Annotated in this window: 16 protein-coding genes and 1 tRNA gene; 3 read left to right on the top strand and 14 right to left on the bottom strand. The window is 64.5% G+C overall.

Going from position 1 to position 19,843, the window contains the following annotated elements; genetic code table 11:
• Positions 1–6: 6 nt before the first annotated feature.
• The 4 genes from L2Y97_RS08880 to tpiA all read right to left on the bottom strand — a co-directional run bounded on the left by L2Y97_RS08880 (position 7) and on the right by tpiA (position 1,760).
• Positions 7–252 (bottom strand): hypothetical protein, encoded by a 246-nt coding sequence (locus L2Y97_RS08880; RefSeq protein ID WP_247435620.1) that lies wholly within the window; start codon positions 250–252, stop codon positions 7–9.
• 163 nt (positions 253–415) lie between these two features.
• A tRNA-Leu gene (locus L2Y97_RS08875) sits at positions 416–500 on the bottom strand.
• Positions 501–529: 29 nt separating this feature from the next.
• Positions 530–976, bottom strand: a complete 447-nt coding sequence (secG, locus tag L2Y97_RS08870) for a preprotein translocase subunit SecG (RefSeq protein WP_247435617.1) — start codon at positions 974–976, stop codon at positions 530–532.
• Between the two features lie 25 nt (positions 977–1,001).
• Complete coding sequence (tpiA, locus tag L2Y97_RS08865; protein WP_247435615.1) at positions 1,002–1,760, bottom strand: triose-phosphate isomerase; 759 nt, start codon at positions 1,758–1,760, stop codon at positions 1,002–1,004.
• 160 nt (positions 1,761–1,920) lie between these two features.
• Between tpiA and L2Y97_RS08860 the strand changes: the two genes are divergently transcribed.
• Positions 1,921–4,335 carry a DUF3772 domain-containing protein gene (locus tag L2Y97_RS08860; protein WP_247435612.1) on the top strand — a complete coding sequence of 805 codons (2,415 nt, stop codon included), beginning with the start codon at positions 1,921–1,923 and terminating at the stop codon, positions 4,333–4,335.
• 115 nt (positions 4,336–4,450) lie between these two features.
• Here the strand turns inward: L2Y97_RS08860 and L2Y97_RS08855 are convergent, their stop codons facing one another.
• Both L2Y97_RS08855 and L2Y97_RS08850 read right to left on the bottom strand, forming a co-directional pair.
• Complete coding sequence (locus L2Y97_RS08855; protein WP_247435609.1) at positions 4,451–6,085, bottom strand: serine hydrolase; 1,635 nt, start codon at positions 6,083–6,085, stop codon at positions 4,451–4,453.
• 70 nt (positions 6,086–6,155) lie between these two features.
• Complete coding sequence (locus L2Y97_RS08850) at positions 6,156–7,058, bottom strand: DMT family transporter (RefSeq protein WP_247435606.1); 903 nt, start codon at positions 7,056–7,058, stop codon at positions 6,156–6,158.
• Positions 7,059–7,160: 102 nt separating this feature from the next.
• On the opposite strand from L2Y97_RS08850, the gene L2Y97_RS08845 reads away from it, so the two are divergent.
• Positions 7,161–8,039, top strand: coding sequence for a LysR substrate-binding domain-containing protein (locus L2Y97_RS08845; protein WP_247435603.1), 879 nt, complete (start codon positions 7,161–7,163; stop codon positions 8,037–8,039).
• Between the two features lie 26 nt (positions 8,040–8,065).
• On the opposite strand, the gene L2Y97_RS08840 is transcribed toward L2Y97_RS08845, so the two are convergent.
• Genes L2Y97_RS08840 through L2Y97_RS08830 form a run of 3 tightly spaced genes read right to left on the bottom strand, consistent with a single transcriptional unit; the run spans position 8,066 to position 12,507 of the window.
• Positions 8,066–9,898 (bottom strand): ABC transporter ATP-binding protein, encoded by a 1,833-nt coding sequence (locus L2Y97_RS08840; RefSeq protein ID WP_283248304.1) that lies wholly within the window; start codon positions 9,896–9,898, stop codon positions 8,066–8,068.
• A gap of 39 nt (positions 9,899–9,937) precedes the next feature.
• On the bottom strand, positions 9,938–10,564 hold the full coding sequence (locus tag L2Y97_RS08835) for a Pr6Pr family membrane protein (RefSeq protein ID WP_247435601.1): 627 nt from the start codon (positions 10,562–10,564) through the stop codon (positions 9,938–9,940).
• 11 nt (positions 10,565–10,575) lie between these two features.
• On the bottom strand, positions 10,576–12,507 hold the full coding sequence (locus L2Y97_RS08830; RefSeq protein ID WP_247435598.1) for a M1 family metallopeptidase: 1,932 nt from the start codon (positions 12,505–12,507) through the stop codon (positions 10,576–10,578).
• A 274-nt stretch (positions 12,508–12,781) separates the two neighbouring features.
• Here L2Y97_RS08830 and gnd point away from each other — a divergent pair, with 274 nt between their 5' ends.
• Positions 12,782–13,786: a phosphogluconate dehydrogenase (NAD(+)-dependent, decarboxylating) gene (gene gnd, locus L2Y97_RS08825; protein WP_247435595.1), complete on the top strand. Its 1,005-nt coding sequence runs from the start codon at positions 12,782–12,784 to the stop codon at positions 13,784–13,786.
• A 125-nt stretch (positions 13,787–13,911) separates the two neighbouring features.
• On the opposite strand, the gene L2Y97_RS08820 is transcribed toward gnd, so the two are convergent.
• From L2Y97_RS08820 to L2Y97_RS08800, 5 genes are all read right to left on the bottom strand, one after another.
• Positions 13,912–14,889, bottom strand: coding sequence for a cation diffusion facilitator family transporter (locus tag L2Y97_RS08820; RefSeq protein WP_247435593.1), 978 nt, complete (start codon positions 14,887–14,889; stop codon positions 13,912–13,914).
• Between the two features lie 195 nt (positions 14,890–15,084).
• Positions 15,085–16,068: a malate dehydrogenase gene (locus tag L2Y97_RS08815; RefSeq protein WP_247435590.1), complete on the bottom strand. Its 984-nt coding sequence runs from the start codon at positions 16,066–16,068 to the stop codon at positions 15,085–15,087.
• A 39-nt stretch (positions 16,069–16,107) separates the two neighbouring features.
• A complete protein-coding gene (locus tag L2Y97_RS08810; protein WP_247435587.1) occupies positions 16,108–17,307 on the bottom strand; it encodes a pyridoxal phosphate-dependent aminotransferase in 1,200 nt (399 codons plus the stop codon).
• Positions 17,308–17,433: 126 nt separating this feature from the next.
• Positions 17,434–17,940 (bottom strand): peptidylprolyl isomerase, encoded by a 507-nt coding sequence (locus L2Y97_RS08805; RefSeq protein ID WP_247435584.1) that lies wholly within the window; start codon positions 17,938–17,940, stop codon positions 17,434–17,436.
• Positions 17,941–18,067: 127 nt separating this feature from the next.
• A complete protein-coding gene (locus L2Y97_RS08800; RefSeq protein ID WP_247435581.1) occupies positions 18,068–19,816 on the bottom strand; it encodes a D-(-)-3-hydroxybutyrate oligomer hydrolase in 1,749 nt (582 codons plus the stop codon).
• Positions 19,817–19,843: the final 27 nt, after the last annotated feature.

The following is a 19,843-nucleotide window of genomic DNA, read 5'->3' as shown; positions in this document are numbered from 1 at the left end:
CGCATTTTATCTGGGTAATAAGTGAGCCTCAGCCACCGACGGTACGCCCCCGAGAGCGCGTCCGTGCGGAAGGTTTGTCACGACAAAACCCAGCAAGGAGCAAAGGGCGGCCATGGCTCCCGTGAGCACCCAGACCCGCAAGGCATGCACCTCTTCCTTGACTGCCAGCAGCACCTCCGACTTCGAGGCCCCGATCTCACGCTGCAACGCATCGAGGCGTGCGTTGAGCTCATCCCTGGTAACTTCAACCATACATTCCTCCTTCACCTTGACGGATGAAGAGAGTAACCATCCAGCGCATCGCTGGATGTCAGGGATCGCCCCAAGTGATGTAGGTGCCATGCGCTGTCGGCACAAAAAAACCCGCTTTCGCGGGTTTTTCTGCGATCCGGTAGAGGTGAATCCGAATCTATGTTGGTGCCCAAGGGGGGACTCGAACCCCCACGACCTAAGCCGCTACCACCTCAAGGTAGTGCGTCTACCAATTCCGCCACCTGGGCATAACTTTTAAAACTGGAGTGTTGCCTGATTACTTCTTGGCCGTCGAAGCGGACGCCGGATTGGCTGCCTGCTGCGGGGCCGGAACTTCGTTGTTTGCCGCCGGCGCCGTGGCTGCCGGGACATCGCCGCTGGCTGCCGGAGCCTTCGGTACATCGGTGGCCGGGGCCGCCGTGTTATTTGCCGGAGCTGCCGGGGCAACTGCGCCTGACATCACACCGAGATCTGCCGTGGGCTGGGGGTTACCCGTACGGCCCAGGTAGATACCCATGCCGAGGCTCAACAGGAAGAACAAGGTGGCCAGCACAGCCGTGGCTCGCGTCATGAAGCTGGACGAGCCGCGTGCACCGAACACGGTAGCGGAAGCACCGCCACCGAAACCAGAACCTGCCTCCGCACCTGCACCGCGCTGCATAAGAATCAGCACGATCATGGCTGCGGCGATCAGGATATAGAAAACGCTGAAGAGAATGAACATGTCTTCTTGTTTGCCGTGTCGCGAATTATCGACGCGCCGCGGCGCATTTGCATATATCCAGGAAATCGGAGGCCACCAGGGCAGCACCACCGATCAGTCCCCCGTCTACATCTGGCTGGGCGAAAAGTTCGGCCGCGTTGGCCGGCTTGACGCTTCCACCGTAAAGCACCCGGGTCAGGAGCGAGATAGTAGCATCCTTTTTTGCCAGTTGGCTACGGATGAATGAATGAATTTTTTGCACCTTGTCCGGCGTGGCCGTGAGGCCGGTCCCGATCGCCCAAACGGGCTCATACGCAATGATCGCTTCGCGGAAGGGCTCAATGCCGTTGTGCTCAAGCACGGCCGCAAGCTGGCGGGCGATGACCGCCTCGGCCTGGCCGGCTTCGTGCTCGTCCCTGGTCTCGCCCACGCACAGGATCGGCGTAAGGCCGGCCTGGCGCGCGGCTTCGAATTTCTTGGCCAGTAACGCATCGGACTCATGCTGGTACTGGCGCCGCTCGGAATGGCCGACGAGCACCCAGGTCGCCCCCACGTCGCGCAGCATGGCGCCCGAGATTTCACCGGTGAACGCCCCCTGCACATGATGCTCGGAGAGGTTCTGCGCCCCGAAGCCCAGGCCACGGTCGCCGTACTTCTCCGTCAATTCATGGAGAAACACATCAGGCGGAAAGACGAGCACATCGGTGCCATCGGGCAAATCCTCGACGATATCGCGGACCAGCTTGTCGGCCATGGATCGCGAGCCGTGCATCTTCCAGTTTCCGGCGACCAGCTTCTTGCGCATGGCTTGGCTTCCAGGCAGTGGCAAAGGGGCGGCAGGATAGCCGCGGTCCCGTGATGGGCAAAGCTGCAACGCCGCATGGACGAGCCCGCATGCGGCGTTCACCGAGGGTAACGCATGCTTCGGGCATTTGAGCTTGTCAGATCCGGCCTATCATTGCCCCATGCGTATATTGAGAATTCTCTTCCTTGCCCTGCTCCTTGCCGGAACGGGCGTCGCCCTGGCCCAGGACGGAGACACGGCGACGACCCCAGCCCAGCAGCTGGATGACCTGCGCGGCCAGCTGGACACCGTCGAAAAGACGATGAAAGCGGCCGACGTTCCTGATGGCCAGATCGATGACCTGCGCGCGCAGGCCAACGACGTGGGGAGCAAGGCCCAGAAGGTATCGAGCTCGCTGCAAAGCAGCCGCGATGCCGCCAAGGCCCGTGTCGACCAGCTAGGCCCCGCCCCCACCGGGGGCGCCAAGGAGCCGCCGGAAGTCGTCCAGGCCCGTAAGGATGCCCAGAAGGCGTTCGATGCCGTGGATGGGCAGATCAAGCAGGCCGATGCCATGGCCCTGGAAGCCAGCCAGACGGCCAACGCCCTGTCCGATCTTCGGCGCACCCGGTTCCAGGAAAGGATTTCCCGGCAAAGCTACTCACCCCTGTCGCGCCCCTTCTGGTCGGAACCCGCCAAGGCCTTTCCGCGCGACTCGGCAAACGTGCGTGATTTCGCCACGCAGGCGCAAGCGGACATCGCCGAAAGCTGGACCAACGGCAACCGCACCGCCCTGATCAGCAGCGTACTCCTCGGCCTGCTGCTCATGACCGCCGTCCGATTCTGGATCGAATCGCGCGTACGCAGCCTCACCGCGAACCGCATGCCCCCAGGCCGCCTGCGCCGCTCCGCCCTCATCGTCGGCATTACCCTTACATCCGCGCTGACAACGGGCATTGGCACGCAACTGCTTTACATCGGGCTCAACTGGCGCGACACGTTCAGCGATGAAACCAACGAGGTGGCCAAGGCCATTGTCCATCTCGTCTTCTTCGGCGCATTCATCGCCGGGCTGGGCCGCGCACTGATCTCGGTGAAGCGGCCATCCTGGCGCCTGCCGGCGATTTCGGACGAAACGGCACTGAGCCTGCGCCGCTTCCCGATGCTCTTCTCGATCGCCGTCGTCGTTTTTTACTTCCTGCGTGTACTCAACCGCGTTATCGGCACCAGCCTCGCTGCGGAAGTGCTCACCAGCAGCTTGCAGGCCGTGGTATTGACCGTGCTTACGGCGCTCGCACTCATCCGCCTGAGCCGCACTCACCACGTCACCGAAGAAGGCAGCACGGAGCCACCGCGCCCCGTGTGGGCCAGCCTCTTTATCGCCGCCGCATGGGTAGCCATCGTCGCGTCGTGGATCGGGCTGCTCAGCGGCTTCATCGCGTTTGCCTCCTGGATGGCAGGCCAGGTGGTCTGGACCCTTATCGTTATCTCGGCGACATACCTGGCGATGCGCCTCGTCGACGATCTGTTCGAGACGCTGCTCTCTGAAAAGGGGCCGATGAGCGCTCGCGCACAAGCCATCTTCGGCACGCACCCCAAACTGCTCGACCAGGCCGGCGTCCTGCTCTCCGGCGTATCGCGCCTTGCCCTGTTCCTGTTTGGCCTTACCGCGGTCATCTCGGGCTTCGGCGCGGGCACCTCGGACATCATCGACCTGGCCAGCAAGGTGCAGCAGCTGAAGGTCGCCGGGGTCACCCTGCAGCCCGCGCAGATCCTCGGCGGCATCGGGGTGTTCTTCGCCGGCCTGCTCGCCGTGCGCATCGTGAAGGGCTGGCTCGCAGACCAGTACTTGCCGCGGACCAGCCTCGACCCCGGCATGCGCACGTCGCTCACGACGCTGCTTGGCTACGTCGGCATCGTCATCGTGGTGTCGGTGGCCTTGCTCTCGCTAGGCCTTTCGCTCCAGAACATCGCCTGGGTCGCCTCTGCCCTCTCCGTCGGCATCGGCTTCGGCTTGCAAGCCATCGTGCAGAACTTCATCTCCGGCCTGATCCTGCTGGCGGAGCGGCCCGTCAAGGTGGGTGACTGGGTGGTACTCGATGATGCCGAGGGCGATATCCGCCGCATCAACGTCCGCGCCACCGAAATCCAGGTGGCCGACCGATCCACCATCATCGTGCCGAACTCGTCGTTCATCACCAAGCCCGTGCGCAACATGACGATGGCCAACCCGCAGGGCCGCGTGCTGATCAAGCTGCCCATGCCACTGGATTCGGACCCCGTATCGGTGCGGGAACACGTGCTGGGCGCCATGCAGGATCACCAGGGTGTCGCGGAAACACCAGCGCCCTCCGTGACGCTGGACAGCATCGACCGCGCGGCCATGACCTTCTCCATCACCTGTTACGTCGGTAGCCCACGCGATGTGGGCGGAGTGAAGAGCGACCTGCTGTTTGAAATCATCGCCCGCCTGCGCGGCGCGGATATCCCGCTGCTGCGGCCGCAGGACCTGGTGCTGCGCTCGGGCGGGAACATGGGCGACCTTATCGGACCCACCGGCGCCTCGGCGCCCAAGGCATCCACGGATCCGGACGCGTGACGTAACCGGGGATCGCGTGCAAGCACGCTCCTATAGATGCGTACCACCGTTGCACGGGGCCTTCTGCAGGAGCGTGCTTGCGCGCGAAAAACCAAGAAACCGGTGAAACCGCCCGTCAGTTCTTGACAGGCGCCAACCGCAGATCCTGGAAGTCGAAGCTGAAGTCCGTCAACGGCGAGACCGGCTCCATGCGCACTTCGCGCACCTTGCCATCCGGATCCAGTGAGAAGTTCACGAAGGCATCGCCGTTGAGCGAACGATCGTTCCAATGCGCGATGAACGTATCGTGCTGCCACGGCTCCAGCGTGCCGGTGAGCTGGGCGGTTTTGGTGAAGCTCATGACCAGCTTCCCACCCTGTTTTGCCACCTTGACGTCGCCATACCAGGGATCCCGGTACGTACCCACGTAACCATCCAGCGGCAACGAAGGCTTCGCGCCCTTCATCCGGTCGGCTTCGTGCTGCTTCATGCTGTCGTCGGCATTGCCCTGCGCTTTCTTCACCGAAGCGGCGTACGCAGCGATCCAGTCCGTCTTCGGCGCATCCATGTAGGCATCGAGCGCGCGCATGGTCACCGCCTGGAACGCGGCGCCACTTTCCTGGTTGGTGAGCACCACCACGCCAAGGTTCAGGTCGGGCACCAGGGTAAGGCGCGACACCATGCCCGGCCAGCCACCGGTGTGCCACACCAGCTTGTGCCCGCGGTAGTCAGAAACAAACCAGCCCTCACCGTAACCCGAGAAGTTCGGCACGGCCGCCTTCAACTCCGGCACGCTCGGCTCAGGAATGCGGATGGGCGTCAGCAGCGACCACATCTCCTTCTGCCGCGCCGCCGAGAACAGGCGCTGCTGTTTCCCGTTGGCATCGGTGTACACGCCACCGGCAAGCTGCATGGTCATCCACTTGGAAAGGTCATGCACGCTGGAATAGATGCCGCCTGCGGAGGGATTGTTGTTCCACGACATCGGCTCGACCGGCTTCAGGTCCTTGAAGTCGAACTTCGCGTGGCCAATGGCCGTGTCATCACCCGGGTTGATGTGATCGGGTGCACTGGTGATCGATTCGGTCATGCCCAGCGGCTGGAAGATACGATCACGGACGAAATCCGCCCACGGGCGGCCGGAGACCTGCTCGATCACCAGGCCCGCGACGGCAAACAGGATGTTGTCGTAGGCGTACTCGGCGCGGAAGCTGTTGGCGATCGGCACGTAGCGCAGGCGCTCAACCACTTCCTTCGTGGTGTAGGTCGTCGCGGGCCAGTACAACAGGTCACCCGCACCGAGACTGAGGCCGCTGCGGTGAGCCAGCAGGTCGCGCACGCGCATTTCGCGGGTCACGTACGGATCCGACATCTGGAACCACGGCAACCGGTCGACCACCCGGTCGTTCATGTCGAGCTTTTTTTCGTCCGCCAGGATAGCCAGCGAGGCCGCAGTGAACGCCTTGGTGTTCGAAGCGATGGCGAACCGCGTATGTGCATCCACCTTGGCCGGATCGCCGAGCTTGCGTACGCCCGAGCCCATCTCGAGAACGATCTTGCCGTCCTTCACGATCGCCACGGCGATGCCAGGTACATCGAACTGCTTGCGGGTGGCATCGACGTAAGCATCGAAATCGGCCAGGGCGACCGGCCGCGCATCCGCGGCAGCGGCGGCCGGGGCAGATGCTTGCTGGGCATCCTGTGCCTGCGCGGCCAGCGCGAAAGCGAACGATGTGACCCCGAAAGCGAGGACGTAGCGAAGACGCGACATTGGGTGACCCCTGCTGGAAAAACGGTGTTCCAGACTATGCCGCGACGGGCGCTCTTACGGAAGGGAGCGCTTAGGCCTTGCTTTTCTGACTGAAGATGACGCTACCCAGGATGATGGCACCCGCGAGGGCCATGGTCGGGGTCAGCGCCTCGCCAAGGAACATCCACGCCCAGGCCACCCCGAAGAGCGGCACCAGGTACGTGGACGTGGCCGCACGTGGCGCCCCGATCTTCTGGATCAGGCGGAAGTAAAACGCATAGGCCAGGCCGGTAGAGAGCACGCCAAGCGCCACCACGCACGCCCACGATTTCGCCGGGATCGGCGCATCGGGCCAGGTCATCCATGCCAGTGGCGCGGTCAGCAGCGTGGCACCCAGCAGGCAGCCCGCGGCCACGGCGGTCGGGGCGATGTCCGACAGGAAGCGCTTGATCAGGTTCGCCGCCAGCCCGTAGCAAAACGACGCGGCGGCGCCGGCCAGTGCAGCCAGGCCCACGTTTTCACCGGCGGTCTTGCCGCTGGCCAGGATCACCACGCCGACGAAGCCGGCCACCAGGGCGATGGCTTTGCGCGTGCCAATTTTCTCGCCAAAGCCGATAAACGCGACCAGCGCCGCGAACAGCACGGTCATGCTGTTGGCGATGGCGCCAATGCCGGCGGGTGCGCGCTCGGCACCCCAGGCAAACAGGGTGAATGGAATGGCAGCGCTAAGACCGCCAAGCAACAGCATCTTCCACAGGTGTGCCAGGCGGATCGTGGCACGAGCGCGCCACAGCAAGGGCAGCAGGATCGCCGAGCCAAACGCCAGGCGCGTGGCCACCATGGGGAACGGGCCGAAATCCTTCGCGGCGATACGCATGAAAAGGAACGATCCGCCCCAGATCGCACCCAGCGCCACCAGTTCCGCGCCGGTACGCCAGTCGCGTCCGGCAGCGGGTGCGATGGGGTCCAGGGAGGATTCGGCTGCGGCGGACATATGAACCTCACTTGTGTCTGGCCTTGTATTGTCGCTGGAACCCCGGGCCGGACAAGCGCATTCTTTGCACGCCAGCCTATCAAACGATTCAACCCTCAGATCATGCGCTCCGCCCTCCTCCCTGCCCTCGCCGCGTTCGCCTCGGCCGCCCGCCACCAGAACTTCGCCCATGCGGCGGAGGAACTGCACCTGACCGCCAGTGCGGTGAGCCACCATGTGCGCAAGCTTGAACTCGCGCTTGGGGTGAGCCTGTTCCAACGTCATGCGCGTGGCGTGGCGTTAACGCCCGAGGGCCGCCTGCTGGCCGATGCCGCCGGATCGGCCCTGGGCGAGGTGGAGGCGGTACTCGATAGTCTGCGCCAGCACCGGCGCGACCATGGCGTGCGCATCAGCGTATTGCCCTCGCTGGCCGCCAACTGGCTGGTGCCACGACTGCGTCGCTTCGCCGATATCCACCCTGACGTACGGCTATCGATCGATACCGACCGCACCCTGGTGCGCTTTGACGAAGCCGGCCCGGACCTGGGCATCCGCTATGGGATGGGCGCGTGGCCCGGGCTTACCTCACGCTACCTCATGGACGATTCGCTCCAACCACTGGCGCCGCCGGAACTTGCCGCGTCCGTGGGTGGGGCCGCCGACGTGGCCACACTGCCCTTGCTGGCCGATATTTCACCCGAAGGCTGGCGGGAGTGGTTCAAGGCCGCCGGCGTGCGCTACCCCCGCGGCGGCACGGTGCACACGCTCAGCGATTCGGCCGATAGCCTGAACGCGGCGGCGACCGGCCTGGGGGCCGTGCTTGCCCGTACGCGCCTGGCGGCGGCGCATCTGGCCGACGGACGGCTCGTACGCCTCCCCGGGCCCGCGCTGCCCACGAAATACGCGTACTACGTGGTGCACACCGCCAACCGTTCACCCACCGCGGCGGCGCAGGCTTTCATTAACTGGCTGGAACGCGAAGCCGCCGCCCACCCCCTGTAGGAGCGCGCTCCTACACCATGCCGGCGCTATTCGACGCCGACGAAGCCGCCGGTCTGGTGCGCCCAAAGGCGCGCGTAGAGGCCGCCGTGCGCAATGAGTTCGGCATGCGTGCCGGTTTCCACGATAGCGCCCTTCTCCATCACCACGAGGCGATCCATCCGCGCGATCGTGGAAAGCCGGTGAGCGATCGCGATCACCGTTTTGCCCTGCATCAGGGTTTCCAGGCTCTCCTGGATGGCCGCCTCGGCTTCGGAATCGAGTGCCGAGGTCGCCTCATCCATGACCAGGATCGGCGCGTCCTTCAGCAGCACGCGCGCGATCGCGATGCGCTGACGCTGGCCGCCCGATAGCTTCACACCACGCTCGCCGGCATGCGCGTCGTAACCCGTACGGCCTTCGCCATCCGACAGCAGTGGGATGAACTCATCCGCGCGCGCCTTGCGCACGGCTTCCGCCATTTCGGCATCACTGGCATCGGGGCGGCCATAAAGCAGGTTGTCGCGGATCGACCGATGCAGCAGGGAGGTATCCTGCGTCACGACGCCGATCTGCGAGCGGAGCGACTCCTGGGTGACCCGAGCGATATCCTGGCCATCGATCAGGATGTGCCCCTCTTCCAGGTCGTACAGCCGCAACAGCACGTTCACCAGCGTGGACTTGCCCGCACCCGAGGGGCCCACCAGGCCGATCTTCTCGCCCGGCCGCACGATCAGATCCAGCCCACTGATGACGCCGCCCGCCTTGCCATAGTGGAAGTGGATATCGTCGAAGCGAACCTCGCCCTTCGACACCTTCAACGGCAGCGCATCCGGCCGGTCGACCACGGTACGCTCCTGCGAGATGGTGGTGATGCCATCCTGCACGGTGCCGATGTTGTCGAAGATGCCATTCACCACCCACATGATCCAGCCGGACATGTTGTTGATGCGGATAACCAGGCCCACCGCCAGCGCCACCTGCCCCGTCGATACCGTGCCATGGACCCACAGCCAGAGCGCCAGCGCACTGGTGCCGGCGATCAGCAAGCCATTGAGCGAGGTGATGGAGAAATCCATCGTGGTGATGATGCGGTTCTGTGAGCGCAGCTTTTCGGTCTGCTCGCGAATGGCCTCCTTGGCATAACCCTCTTCGCGGTTCGTGTGCGCGAAAAGCTTGAGGGTCATGATATTGCTGTAGCCGTCGACGATACGGCCCATGAGCTTCGAACGGGCCTCCGACGCATGCCACGAGCGTTCTTTTACCCGCGGGACAAAAAACACCAGCATGCCGACGTAGCCGCCGATCCAGAGGACCAGCGGCAACGCGAGCCAGATGTCCGCCTTCGCGAAGAGATAGATAGACGTGCCGGCGTACACGGAGACGTACCACATGGCATCGACGACCTGCACCGCCGATTCACGCAGCGAGGGGCCCGTCTGCATGATGCGGTTGGCGATTCGCCCGGCGAAATCATTCTGGAAAAACGCCAGGCTCTGTTTCAGCACATAGCGATGCTGCTGCCAGCGAACCATCGCCGTGACGCCGGGGTTGATCGCCTGGTTCACCAGCAGGTCGTGGATGCCGATGAACAGCGGCCGCAGGATGACGACGACGACGGCCATCCACACCAGCGCTTGCCCATGGACCTGGAAGAACTGCGCCGCTGGCGTCTTCTGCGCCATATCGACCACGCGGCCGAGGAAATCGAACAGGGCCACCTCGACCAGGGCCACGGCCAGGCCAAACACCAGCGCTACCACGAACAGCTTCCACACCTGGCGCAGGTAATGGACGTAAAAGCGCACAACAGTCTTCGGCGGCGCCTTGTCCGGCGCGTCGTGGAAGATATCGATGAGGGATTCGAACCAGCGGAAGATCATGCGGCGCATTGTACGCCCGTGCCATGACACCCGCATGCCTCATCGAAACCCCTGTTTTTTATCGAGCGCCACGTAGATAAGGCCAATCACGAGGAATACGGCCCCGACGATGCCGGTATTGAGCAGGACCTGTCCGTAGCCCAGCGTGGTGACATCCATGAAGGGATAGGGGTATTCATGCACCACGGCACCGCGTGCGAACGTCCATGCCGCGAACAGGCCCGGGAAGGCCAGCCAGCGCAACGCATCGGCCCATTGCAATGCCCCATGGGGCAGCAAGGCCACCCACCAGAACACATAGAGCACCGGCACGGCGTAGTGCAGCGAGCGGTCGGCCAGCAGCTGCGGCCCCTGCGGGTGCCAATGGCCCTGGAGCACCGTGGCATACACCAGGCAGGTCACCGTGATCGACAAGGCGGCCAGCCCACGCACGCGCGGGCCGCGCCACACCCTGAGGAACGCCCAGTTGCCGCCCGTGGCGGCGGAACCCGCGACCAGGGCGACCAGCAGGTTGGAAAGAATCGTGAAGAAGCTGAGGAACCGTATCGTCTCGTGGCCCGGCGGGCCCGACCACAGCATCAGCCAGTACTGCAGCATGAGGGCGGGCCACGCGACGGCGGCCACGATGACGGCAAACAGGTTGGCGAAGGCGGCACGCGAGGGCATGCCACCCAGTATCAGCGAGGCCAGCTGTTATTGGAACGGTCGCGATCAGGCACTTTGTGGTCGGGATCGATCACCGCCGCGACGACCTTGTGGGCGCCAGGCACCGTCAGGTCGAAGCTCTTGTGCTGCTGCCAGGTCTCCACGGGGATGCGGATATCCTTCGTCGTCTTGTCGTCGAAGGTCACGCGCAGCGTGGCCGGCATGACCAACTGGTCGCGGTTCTCGATCGTCACCACCTGGCCATCGACCTTGGTGACGGCCAGGTCCAGCTGCCAGTTGTTGGCGTACCAGCCGCGCCAGAACCAGCCAAGGTCCTCACCCGCCTCGCTCTCCATCAGCCGGAAGAAGTCCGACGGCGAAGGGTGCTTGTACGCCCAGGTGGCGATGTATTTGCGGAACGCCGGATCGAAACGCTCGGGCCCGATGATTTCCTCGCGCAACAACACCAGGCCCAGCGCCGCCTTGTAGTAGGTGGCGGGGTGACGGTACTTCTCCTTCACCATGTCGGCGCCCATCAGCAGGCTCGGTGCGTCGGCATCGGCCAGCAGCGGCAGGATGCCATCCACCGGGTTACCGCCCTTCGGCGCGTACTCGCCATCGCGCTTGGGGCCGAACTCGCCGTGGTTGAACGCATCCATCTCGTACACGTCGATAAACGTATTGAAGCCTTCGTCCATCCACGCGTTACGGCGCTCATCACTGCCCACGATCATCGGGAACCACGTGTGGCCAATCTCATGCGCCGTCACCATGTGCAGCGGCTTCGCCGGCGCCTCCATCGGATCAAACACGATGCCCGGGTACTCCATGCCGCTGGCGGCGCTGCCGCCTTCGTTGATCGCCACCGGGTAGGGGTACGGGTACCACTTGGTCGAGAAGTGCTCCACGGAGGCCTTCAGGAACTCGGTCGAGCGGCCCCACAGCTTCGGCGTCGCGCTTTCCACCGGGTACACCGACATGGCCAGCGCCTTTTTCCCTTCGGGCAGGTTGATGCGTGCGGCATCCCACACATAGGCCGTGGACGCGCCAAAGGCGACGTCACGCGTGTTCTGCATGCGGAACTTCCAGGTCAGCGTGCCACCTTGCTTCGGGCGGCTAGCCGGATCAGTCACTTCGGCCGCGGTGCGGATCATCACCGTGGCATCGCTTTCGCGCGCCTTGGCCAGGCGCTCCTGCTGCGTCTTTGTCAGCACCTCACCGGGGTTCACCAGCTCACCCGAGCCCGCCACGATCATGTTGGACGGCACCGTGATCGCGTAATTGAAATCGCCGTACTCGAGGTAGAACTCGCTGTTGAGGTACGGCGCGGTATCCCAGCCACGCTGGTCGTCGTACACGCACATGCGCGGGTACCACTGGGCCATCTCGTAGATGTTGCCGTTCTTCGATGGATCGAAGCCCGTGCGGCCACCAAAGTCTCCTGGCAGGTCGTAGGAATATTCGATCGTGACATCGACCTTGCCGCCCTTGGCCGCCAAGGTCTCGGGCAAGCGCACCTGCATGCGCGTATCCGAGACCACATAGGTCGCCTTCGTTGCCTTGCCGCCCTGGTTCACCGTCACCGACGCGACGCGGTATCCATCCGTATGCCGCTTCTCCGCCTTGTCGCCTGTAAAGTTGCCGCGCGCATCCTCGGTGAAGCGGTTCTCATCCATCTGCACCCACAGCACATCCAGCGCATCGGGGCTGTTGTTGGTGTAGTGGATGGTGGCCTTGCCGACCAGCGTGTTATTCACCGGGTCCAGCGTGGCGGCCAGGTCGTAGTCCGCGCGGTTCTGCCAGAACAGCGGACCCGGCATGCCGCTGCCCGAGCGATAGGCATTGACCGGCTGCGGGTAGGTGAACGGGGCGAAGGTCTCGCGCGGATCGTAGGTACCGGCGGCGGCACCCAGCGTCGTGGCCAGGGCCAGGCCAGCCAGGGAAAGGCGGATTGTGCGGTTCATGGAAACACTCGTGGGACGACCCAAGGAGACTACCCGTGCCCGCCACATACCCCCAACCGTGCCGGAAGTCAGGGGTCCGGCCTCTCGCATGACGAAATCTTCCCATCGGCCCCGGCATGATGGGCGGATATCCGGAACAAGCCTTCCATGGTCGATCGTTTACAATAAAACGAGCGATCCCCGCGGGATCATCGGCCCCATCCGTTTGTATACCTTGCATCCCGCACGGACAGCCGCATATTCCCCACGTTGTTTTTCCACGAGGACCCCACGCATGAAAATCGGTTTGATCGGTCTGGGCCGCATGGGCGGCAATATCGCCCGCCGCCTGATGAGGGATGGTCACGAGACCGTCGTCTATGACGTCAGCGCCGATGCGCGCGCCGCCCTGGCTAAGGATGGCTCGCAGGCTGTCGAATCGGTCGAAGCCCTGGTCCAGGCCCTGCCCTCGCCCAAGGCTGTATGGGTCATGCTCCCGGCCGGTGACATCACCGAAGCCACGATCCAGCAGCTTGCTGGCCTGATGGGCAAGGATGACATCATCATCGACGGCGGCAACACGTTCTATAAGGACGATGCGCGCCGCGGCAAGGAACTGGCCCAGAAGGGCATCCACTACGTGGACGTCGGCACCTCCGGCGGCGTGTGGGGCCTCGATCGCGGCTACTGCATGATGATCGGCGGCGACAAGGCCACGGTCGATCACCTCGATCCCATCTTCAAGACCCTCGCCCCGGGCGCCGGTGACATCCCGCGCACCGAAGATCGTGAAGGCCGCGATCCGCGCGTCGAGCAGGGTTACATGCACGCTGGCCCGGCCGGCGCGGGCCACTTCGTCAAGATGATCCATAACGGCATCGAGTACGGCATGATGCAGTCGTTTGCGGAGGGCTTCGATATCCTGAAGAACCGCAACGCCGATTTCCTGCCGGAACACGAGCGCTACAACCTCGACATGGCCGACATCGCCGAAGTGTGGCGTCGCGGCAGCGTTGTGTCGTCGTGGCTGCTCGACCTGACCGCCAGCGCGCTGGCGAAGGGTTCGGAGCTGGATAACTACTCCGGTTACGTCAACGATTCGGGCGAAGGCCGCTGGACGGTGAACGCCGCCATCGAAGAAGCCGTGCCGGCCGAGGTGCTCACCTCCGCCCTGTTCGCCCGCTTCCGCTCGCGCCAGGATCACACCTACGCCGAGCGCCTGCTCTCGGCGATGCGCATGGGCTTCGGCGGCCACGTCGAAGGCCGTGGCAAGCCGCCGAAGGAAGGCGAGCACTCGTAAACCAGAACGCCCCGCTCTCGCGGGGCGTTTTTTTGTAGGATCCCACCCTGTGGGCGACATCCTTCGCAACAAGGCCACAGGCCCTGTTGCTACAGCATGAGCTGCGTCGCTCACAGGGTGAGCTCCTACAAAGTCGTCCAATCGTTGGCGCTTGTGTCATCGGTGGCCTGAGCTTGCCGAGCCACCCTCACCCTCCACTGCTCCGGCGTCTGCGGCTTCACGAACAGCGCCACGATGGGCAGCTTCGCATCGCGGGTCGCGGCCTCCATGCGCCGCACGCACTCCTCGATCGCCACGGTCGTCAGGTTGTCTTCGAATTCGGTGGACACTGCGACCATCACCTGGTCCGGCGCAAGCTGCAAGGTGAGCATGCCATTCACCCGGCGCACCCCCGGCACTTTCGATGTCACCGCGCACACCTTCTCCAGCAGGTTCGGTGTCGCCGGCTCGCCAATGAGCAGCGCCTTGCTCTCGCGCGCCAATAGCACCGACGCCAGCGCCAGCACCACGGCAATGCCCACGGAGGCCCAGCCATCAAGGCGTGGCTCGTTCAGGGCATGCGACAAGTAGACACCGAGGCCCGCGATCGCCAGGCCCAGCAGCGCAGCGCTGTCTTCGAACAGTACGGTGAAGGTCGTTGGATCCTTGCTGCCGCGAAATGCCTCGAAGTAGCCCATGCGCCCCTTGCGGCGCTGCACGCTTCGCAACGACAGATACCACGAGCTGCCCTCGAACACGGCCGCGATGCCGAGCACGATGTAGTTTGCCGTGGGATCACGCGGGGGGTCAGGCGCGAGGATGTGGTTCACGCCCTCGTACAGCGAAAAGCCCGCACCCAGCGAAAGTACGAGCAGTGCGACGATGAAACTCCAGAAATACAGCTCGCGACCGTAGCCCAAGGGGTGATATCGGTCGGGCGGCTTGCGCGAGCGGCGCAGCCCGTAAAGCAACAGTACTTCGTTGACGCTATCGACCAGCGAATGCACACCTTCGGAAAGCATGGCGGCACTCCCCGTCAGCGCGGCGGCGATGAACTTCGCCACGGCGATGCCGAGGTTGGCGGCCAGGGCCGCGTAGACGATGAGCTTGTTTTCGGTGGCCATGGCTGATGGTGCGCAGCATGGCGTATGCATGGGGTAAAAAATTGCATGGGCGCACCCTGTGAGCGCCCCAAATCGCAGTAGGAGCTCACCCTGTGAGCGACATCTTCCGCGGAAGAGCAACAGGGCCTGTTGCCGGCCGTCAAAAGATGTCGCCCACAGGGTGGGCTCCTACATGGGCTGAGCTACGCAGCCGGCTTATTTGGCGAACAGGTGCTCGACGCCGGCGCGCTCTTCGCGCAATTCCTTTTCGGTCGCGTCGATACGCGCCTGCGAGAACGCATTGATCGCCAGGCCCTGCACGATCGCGTACTTGCCATCCTTCACGGTGACCGGGTAGCCAAAGATGACGCCCGGCTCGACGCCGTACGAACCATCCGACGGGATCGCCATGGAGACCCAGTCGCCTTCGGCGGTGCCGAGGGTCCAGTCACGCATGTGATCGATGGCGGCCGACGCGGCCGACGCGGCCGACGAGGCGCCACGGGCCTTGATGATGGCCGCGCCGCGCTGCTGCACGGTCGGGATGAAGTCACCCTCGTACCACGCCTGGTCGACCTGCTCCAGCGCCGGCTTGCCCTTCACCGTGGTGGTGTGCAGGTCCGGGTACTGGGTGGAGCTGTGGTTGCCCCAGATGGTGAGCTTCTTGATATCGGTGCTGTGCGTGCCGGTCTTCTCGGCCAGCTGCGACAGGGCGCGGTTGTGGTCCAGGCGCACCATGGCGGTGAAGCACTTCGGATCCAGGTCCGGGGCGTTCTGCTGGGCGATCAGCGCATTGGTGTTGGCCGGGTTACCGACCACCAGCACGCGCACGTCACGCTTGGCGTGATCGTTCAGGGCCTTGCCCTGCGGACCGAAGATGGCGCCGTTCGCTTCGAGCAGATCCTTGCGCTCCATGCCCGGGCCGCGCGGACGCGCGCCGACGAGCAGGGCGTAATCCACGTCCTTGAAAGCAACGTTGAGGTCATCGGTGGCGACCACGCCGGCCAGCGTCGGGAAGGCGCAATCGTTGAGCTCCATCACCACGCCCTGCAGGGCCGGCAGCGCCGGGGTGATTTCGAGCAGGTGCAGGATCACCGGCTGGTCCGGGCCCAGCATGTCGCCGGCGGCGATACGGAACAGGAGGGCATAGCCGATCTGGCCGGCTGCGCCGGTGACGGCAACGCGAACGGGTGCTTTCATGTTTCGACTCCTCAGGGATATCGCGTGTGGGACTGACGATCAGTTCAGCTCGGCGAAGAACTCGACGATGCGGGCCATGCCCTTGTCGAGTGCCTCATCCGGGCAGGAATAGGAAATGCGCAGCGCGCGCGGCTCGCCGAAGGCGGAACCCGGCACGCAGGCCACGCCCTTGGCTTCCAGCAGCGCGGCACAGAAGGTGACGTCATCGGTAATGGCGACGCCGTTGTGCTGCTTGCCGAAGGCCACCGAGATATCCGGGAACGCGTAGAACGCGCCCTGCGGACGCGGGCAGACCACGCCGGGAATGGACACCAGCGCGTTGTAGACGCGATCGCGCTTGGCGGCGAACTCAATGCACTTCTGCTCGGGCACATCCTGCGGACCCGCAAGGGCGGCCACCGCGGCGGCGGTGACGACTTCAGGCAGGCTGGTGATGTGGTTGGAGTTGAGCGTGGTGACCGCCTTGGCGACCTCGGCAGGCGCGGCGATGAAGCCCACGCGCCAGCCCGGCATGCCGTAGGTCTTCGACAGCGAATCGACGAAGATCACGCGGTCCTTCAGCTCCGGGCGCACGTGCACGAAGTTGTGGTAACCCACGCCATCGAACACCATGGTGTTGTAGATGTCATCGGTGATCACCCAGGTTTCCGGGTACTTCACGATCACATCGGCCAGCGCGGCGATTTCATCGCGCGTGTAGACCATACCGGTGGGGTTGGAGGGGTTGTTGAAGAGGAACACGCGCGGCTTGCGCTGCAGGGCCTCTTCGAGCTGTGCCGGGGTGAGCTTGTAGTGCTGCTCGGGCGGGCACGGCAGGATGTTGATCTTCGCCCCGACGATCTCGGCGATATCGAGGTAGCTGGTCCAGTACGGGGCCGGGAAAGCGATTTCATCGCCTTCATCGAGCAGGGCTTCGGCCAGGTTGTACAGGATCTGCTTGGCACCGACGCCCGTGCTGACGTTCTCCGGCTTATAGCCGGTGAGGCCCAGGGCTTCGATGTGCTTGAGGAAGGCGTTGACCAGGGCATCGGCGCCGCGGTTGCTGCCGTACTGGCCGGAATCCTTCGCCAGCGCCTCGCGGGCGGCGGCGTAGACGTGCTCGCCGGGGAGGAAGTTGGGGACGCCGATCGAGAAGCTGACGATGTCGCGCCCCTCGGCTTTCAGGCGCTTGGCCTTCTCGGCAATAACCATGATCGCACTGGGCTTGGCGCGACCCATACGCTTGGCGAGCTGCGGCATCGTTTCCTCGTCGTGGGGACGGAACAAAGGCCGCTATTTTAGCATGGGCCCACGGCTGGATGGCGCCAAAGCAAAACGCCGCCCCAGGGGGCGGCGTTTCGTTTTAAACAGGGGGGGCCGGGGCGCTTAGCGAGCGTCCAGCACCGTGTTCCACTCCTTGACCTTGGCGGCCTGCTTCTCGAGCAGGGCGTCCACGTCGCCGGACACTTCCACCTTATTGATGGTGTCTTCCTGGCGGATGGCATCGACCACGGCCTGGTCTTCCGCACCCACGATTTCACCGAAGACGCTGTGCTTGCCATCCAGCCACGGGGTCGGGCCGTGGGTGATGAAGAACTGCGAGCCATTGGTGCCCGGGCCGGCATTGGCCATCGAGAGGATGCCCGGCTTGTCGTGCTTCAGGCTGCTGTCGAACTCGTCGCCAAAACGGTAACCCGGGCCACCGCGGCCGGAACCTTCCGGGCAGCCACCCTGGATCATGAAATCGGCAATGACGCGGTGGAACGACAGACCGTCGTAGTAACCACGCTTGGCCAGGTTCACGAAGTTGGCCACCGTCATCGGGGTCTTGTCGTCGTGCAGGCGCAGGTGGATGTCGCCCTTATTGGTCTTCATGGTGACGTTAATGGTCATCGTATTTCCTGTAACTCGTTGAAATTCGGCCAAACGCGGATTGCGCCCGGCCCAGGGGAGGCTGCAAAGGCTAACGAAGATGGCGCCCGGGGCCAAAGAACTCAAGCGGCACTGCGTGATGAAAGGATTAGCCTGGCGGCAAGGCCAGGGTCTTGGCGGTAAGCGGCCCGGGGCCACGGGGCTGGGTATCGCGGACCAGGGCGTCTTCCGGGAGGGCGCGGCCGGTGGTCAGGTGCGCCCAGGCCCGGTCAAGCGCGGCATAGCCGAAAGGCAGCAACGGGGCATGGCGGTCGCCGAAATCTGGGAAGGCCAAGAAGGCATCGAAGTGCTGGGCGTAGGGGACTTTCCAGAATACCGGGGAGCGGCCATGGGCACGGAGCCAGGCCACGTAGGGCTCGGCGCTGAAGCTGACCGGGATCAGGCCATCGTCGGTGCCGTGGACCACCAGGATGGGCAAATCCTCGCGCGGCATGGCGGCGGCCGTGGCAGCCACGCCTTCCCTTAGTTTTTGAGCATCCTCGCCCTGCCCCGTCCACAAGTCGCGCAGGCACAGGCAACCCGGCAGGGTCGGGTCGAGCGAGAGATCCATGCCTCCCGCCAGGGTGATGCCGGCATGGGGAGGTACGCCAGACCCGTCGGCCCACCAGGCCGCGCGGACGATCGCGTCGGCAGGCGTGGTGACGCCGCCGATGCGCTGCGCCTCGTACGAAAACCCACAAGGCATGTCGCCCGCCTCCCGGCGCAGGTACGAGGATGCATAGGCCACGGTGACCGAGCGCCACAGGTCCAGCCAGGTGGATGAAGCTGCAACCTTCAGCGCCTCGTCGCGCCACCCCGATGCACGGAGCATCGACAGTGCTTCCGCCGCTTGCGCCTGCGGCGTGTTACCTGAAAGCTTGCCGTGCGCACGCAGCGCGGCGCCGCGCAGCACCCATGCGGGTGGCGTGGCCATCCCGGCTCTCGCGAAGGGCACATCGTCAAACTCGGGCGCGGATAGAGCGGCAGGAAGCAGCAACGCCGCCTCGGTGGCGTAATCATAGAAGGGGCGGCCATGGCCTTCGATGTGGATGTTCGGCTCCAGCGCGACGACCGCGGAAAGCAAGCCTTCGGCATCGTCACCAGCGGCGCGTAATACCGCGCCGCCGCCGTTTGAAAGGCCCGTCGCGATGATGCGCGTGTTTTGTGGCGTGAAGGGCGCCTCATCCGGATACGCACGATCGAGCATCGCCAGACCGAACCGCGCAGCCTGCAGGACGTGCCTACCCCATTCCGCCTCCGGGTGATCGCCCGAATGGGCATGCTTGGCCGCCACGCCCGCATCGCGCGGCACACCCTTGGGCTCGAACTCCAGGACGGCGTCGCCCGCCTTCGCGCGCGTACCGTCAAGCGTCACGCCCGTGCCATCAGCCGGATCGAAATAACCCGCCCCCGTGCCCTTGTCCGTGTAGACCACCGCGCAACCACGCGGCAATCCCCAGCCACCCGCCAGCGCCACTGGCCCGTAGATACCGCGCGAGCCCGACGATGCGGCGACGACCAGGCAACGCGCTTGCTTGTCGAAGGCATCCGGTATCTGGGCGAGCACGCGGTGTGGATGACGCGCGCCGTGTAGCCATGCGAACGTGGTGAACTCGCGGCCGGGAACGTCGGGGACATCACCGTACACGCTACCGAACCCGCCAAGTGGGCCCAGATCCGCGATGCCTCGCCAGCTGCTCTGGATGGATCGGCGGCGCAGTTCTCCTGCGGTAGGCGCGGCAGGCGATACGAACCTCGCCGGCACACCTGCAAGTCCTCGCAAACCAAGACCCGCAGTCAGCAGGTCGTCATCGCCGCGATGAAGGGTCACCCGCACTTCGCCAAACGTATCGGTCACCGCGGCCAGTCCTGCTATTGCGATCGG

The organism is Luteibacter aegosomatissinici, from assembly GCF_023078495.1.
GTDB lineage: Bacteria > Pseudomonadota > Gammaproteobacteria > Xanthomonadales > Rhodanobacteraceae > Luteibacter > Luteibacter aegosomatissinici.
The sequence above is the reverse complement of the archived record's forward strand: the minus strand, read 5'-3'. Positions and strand labels throughout refer to the sequence as shown.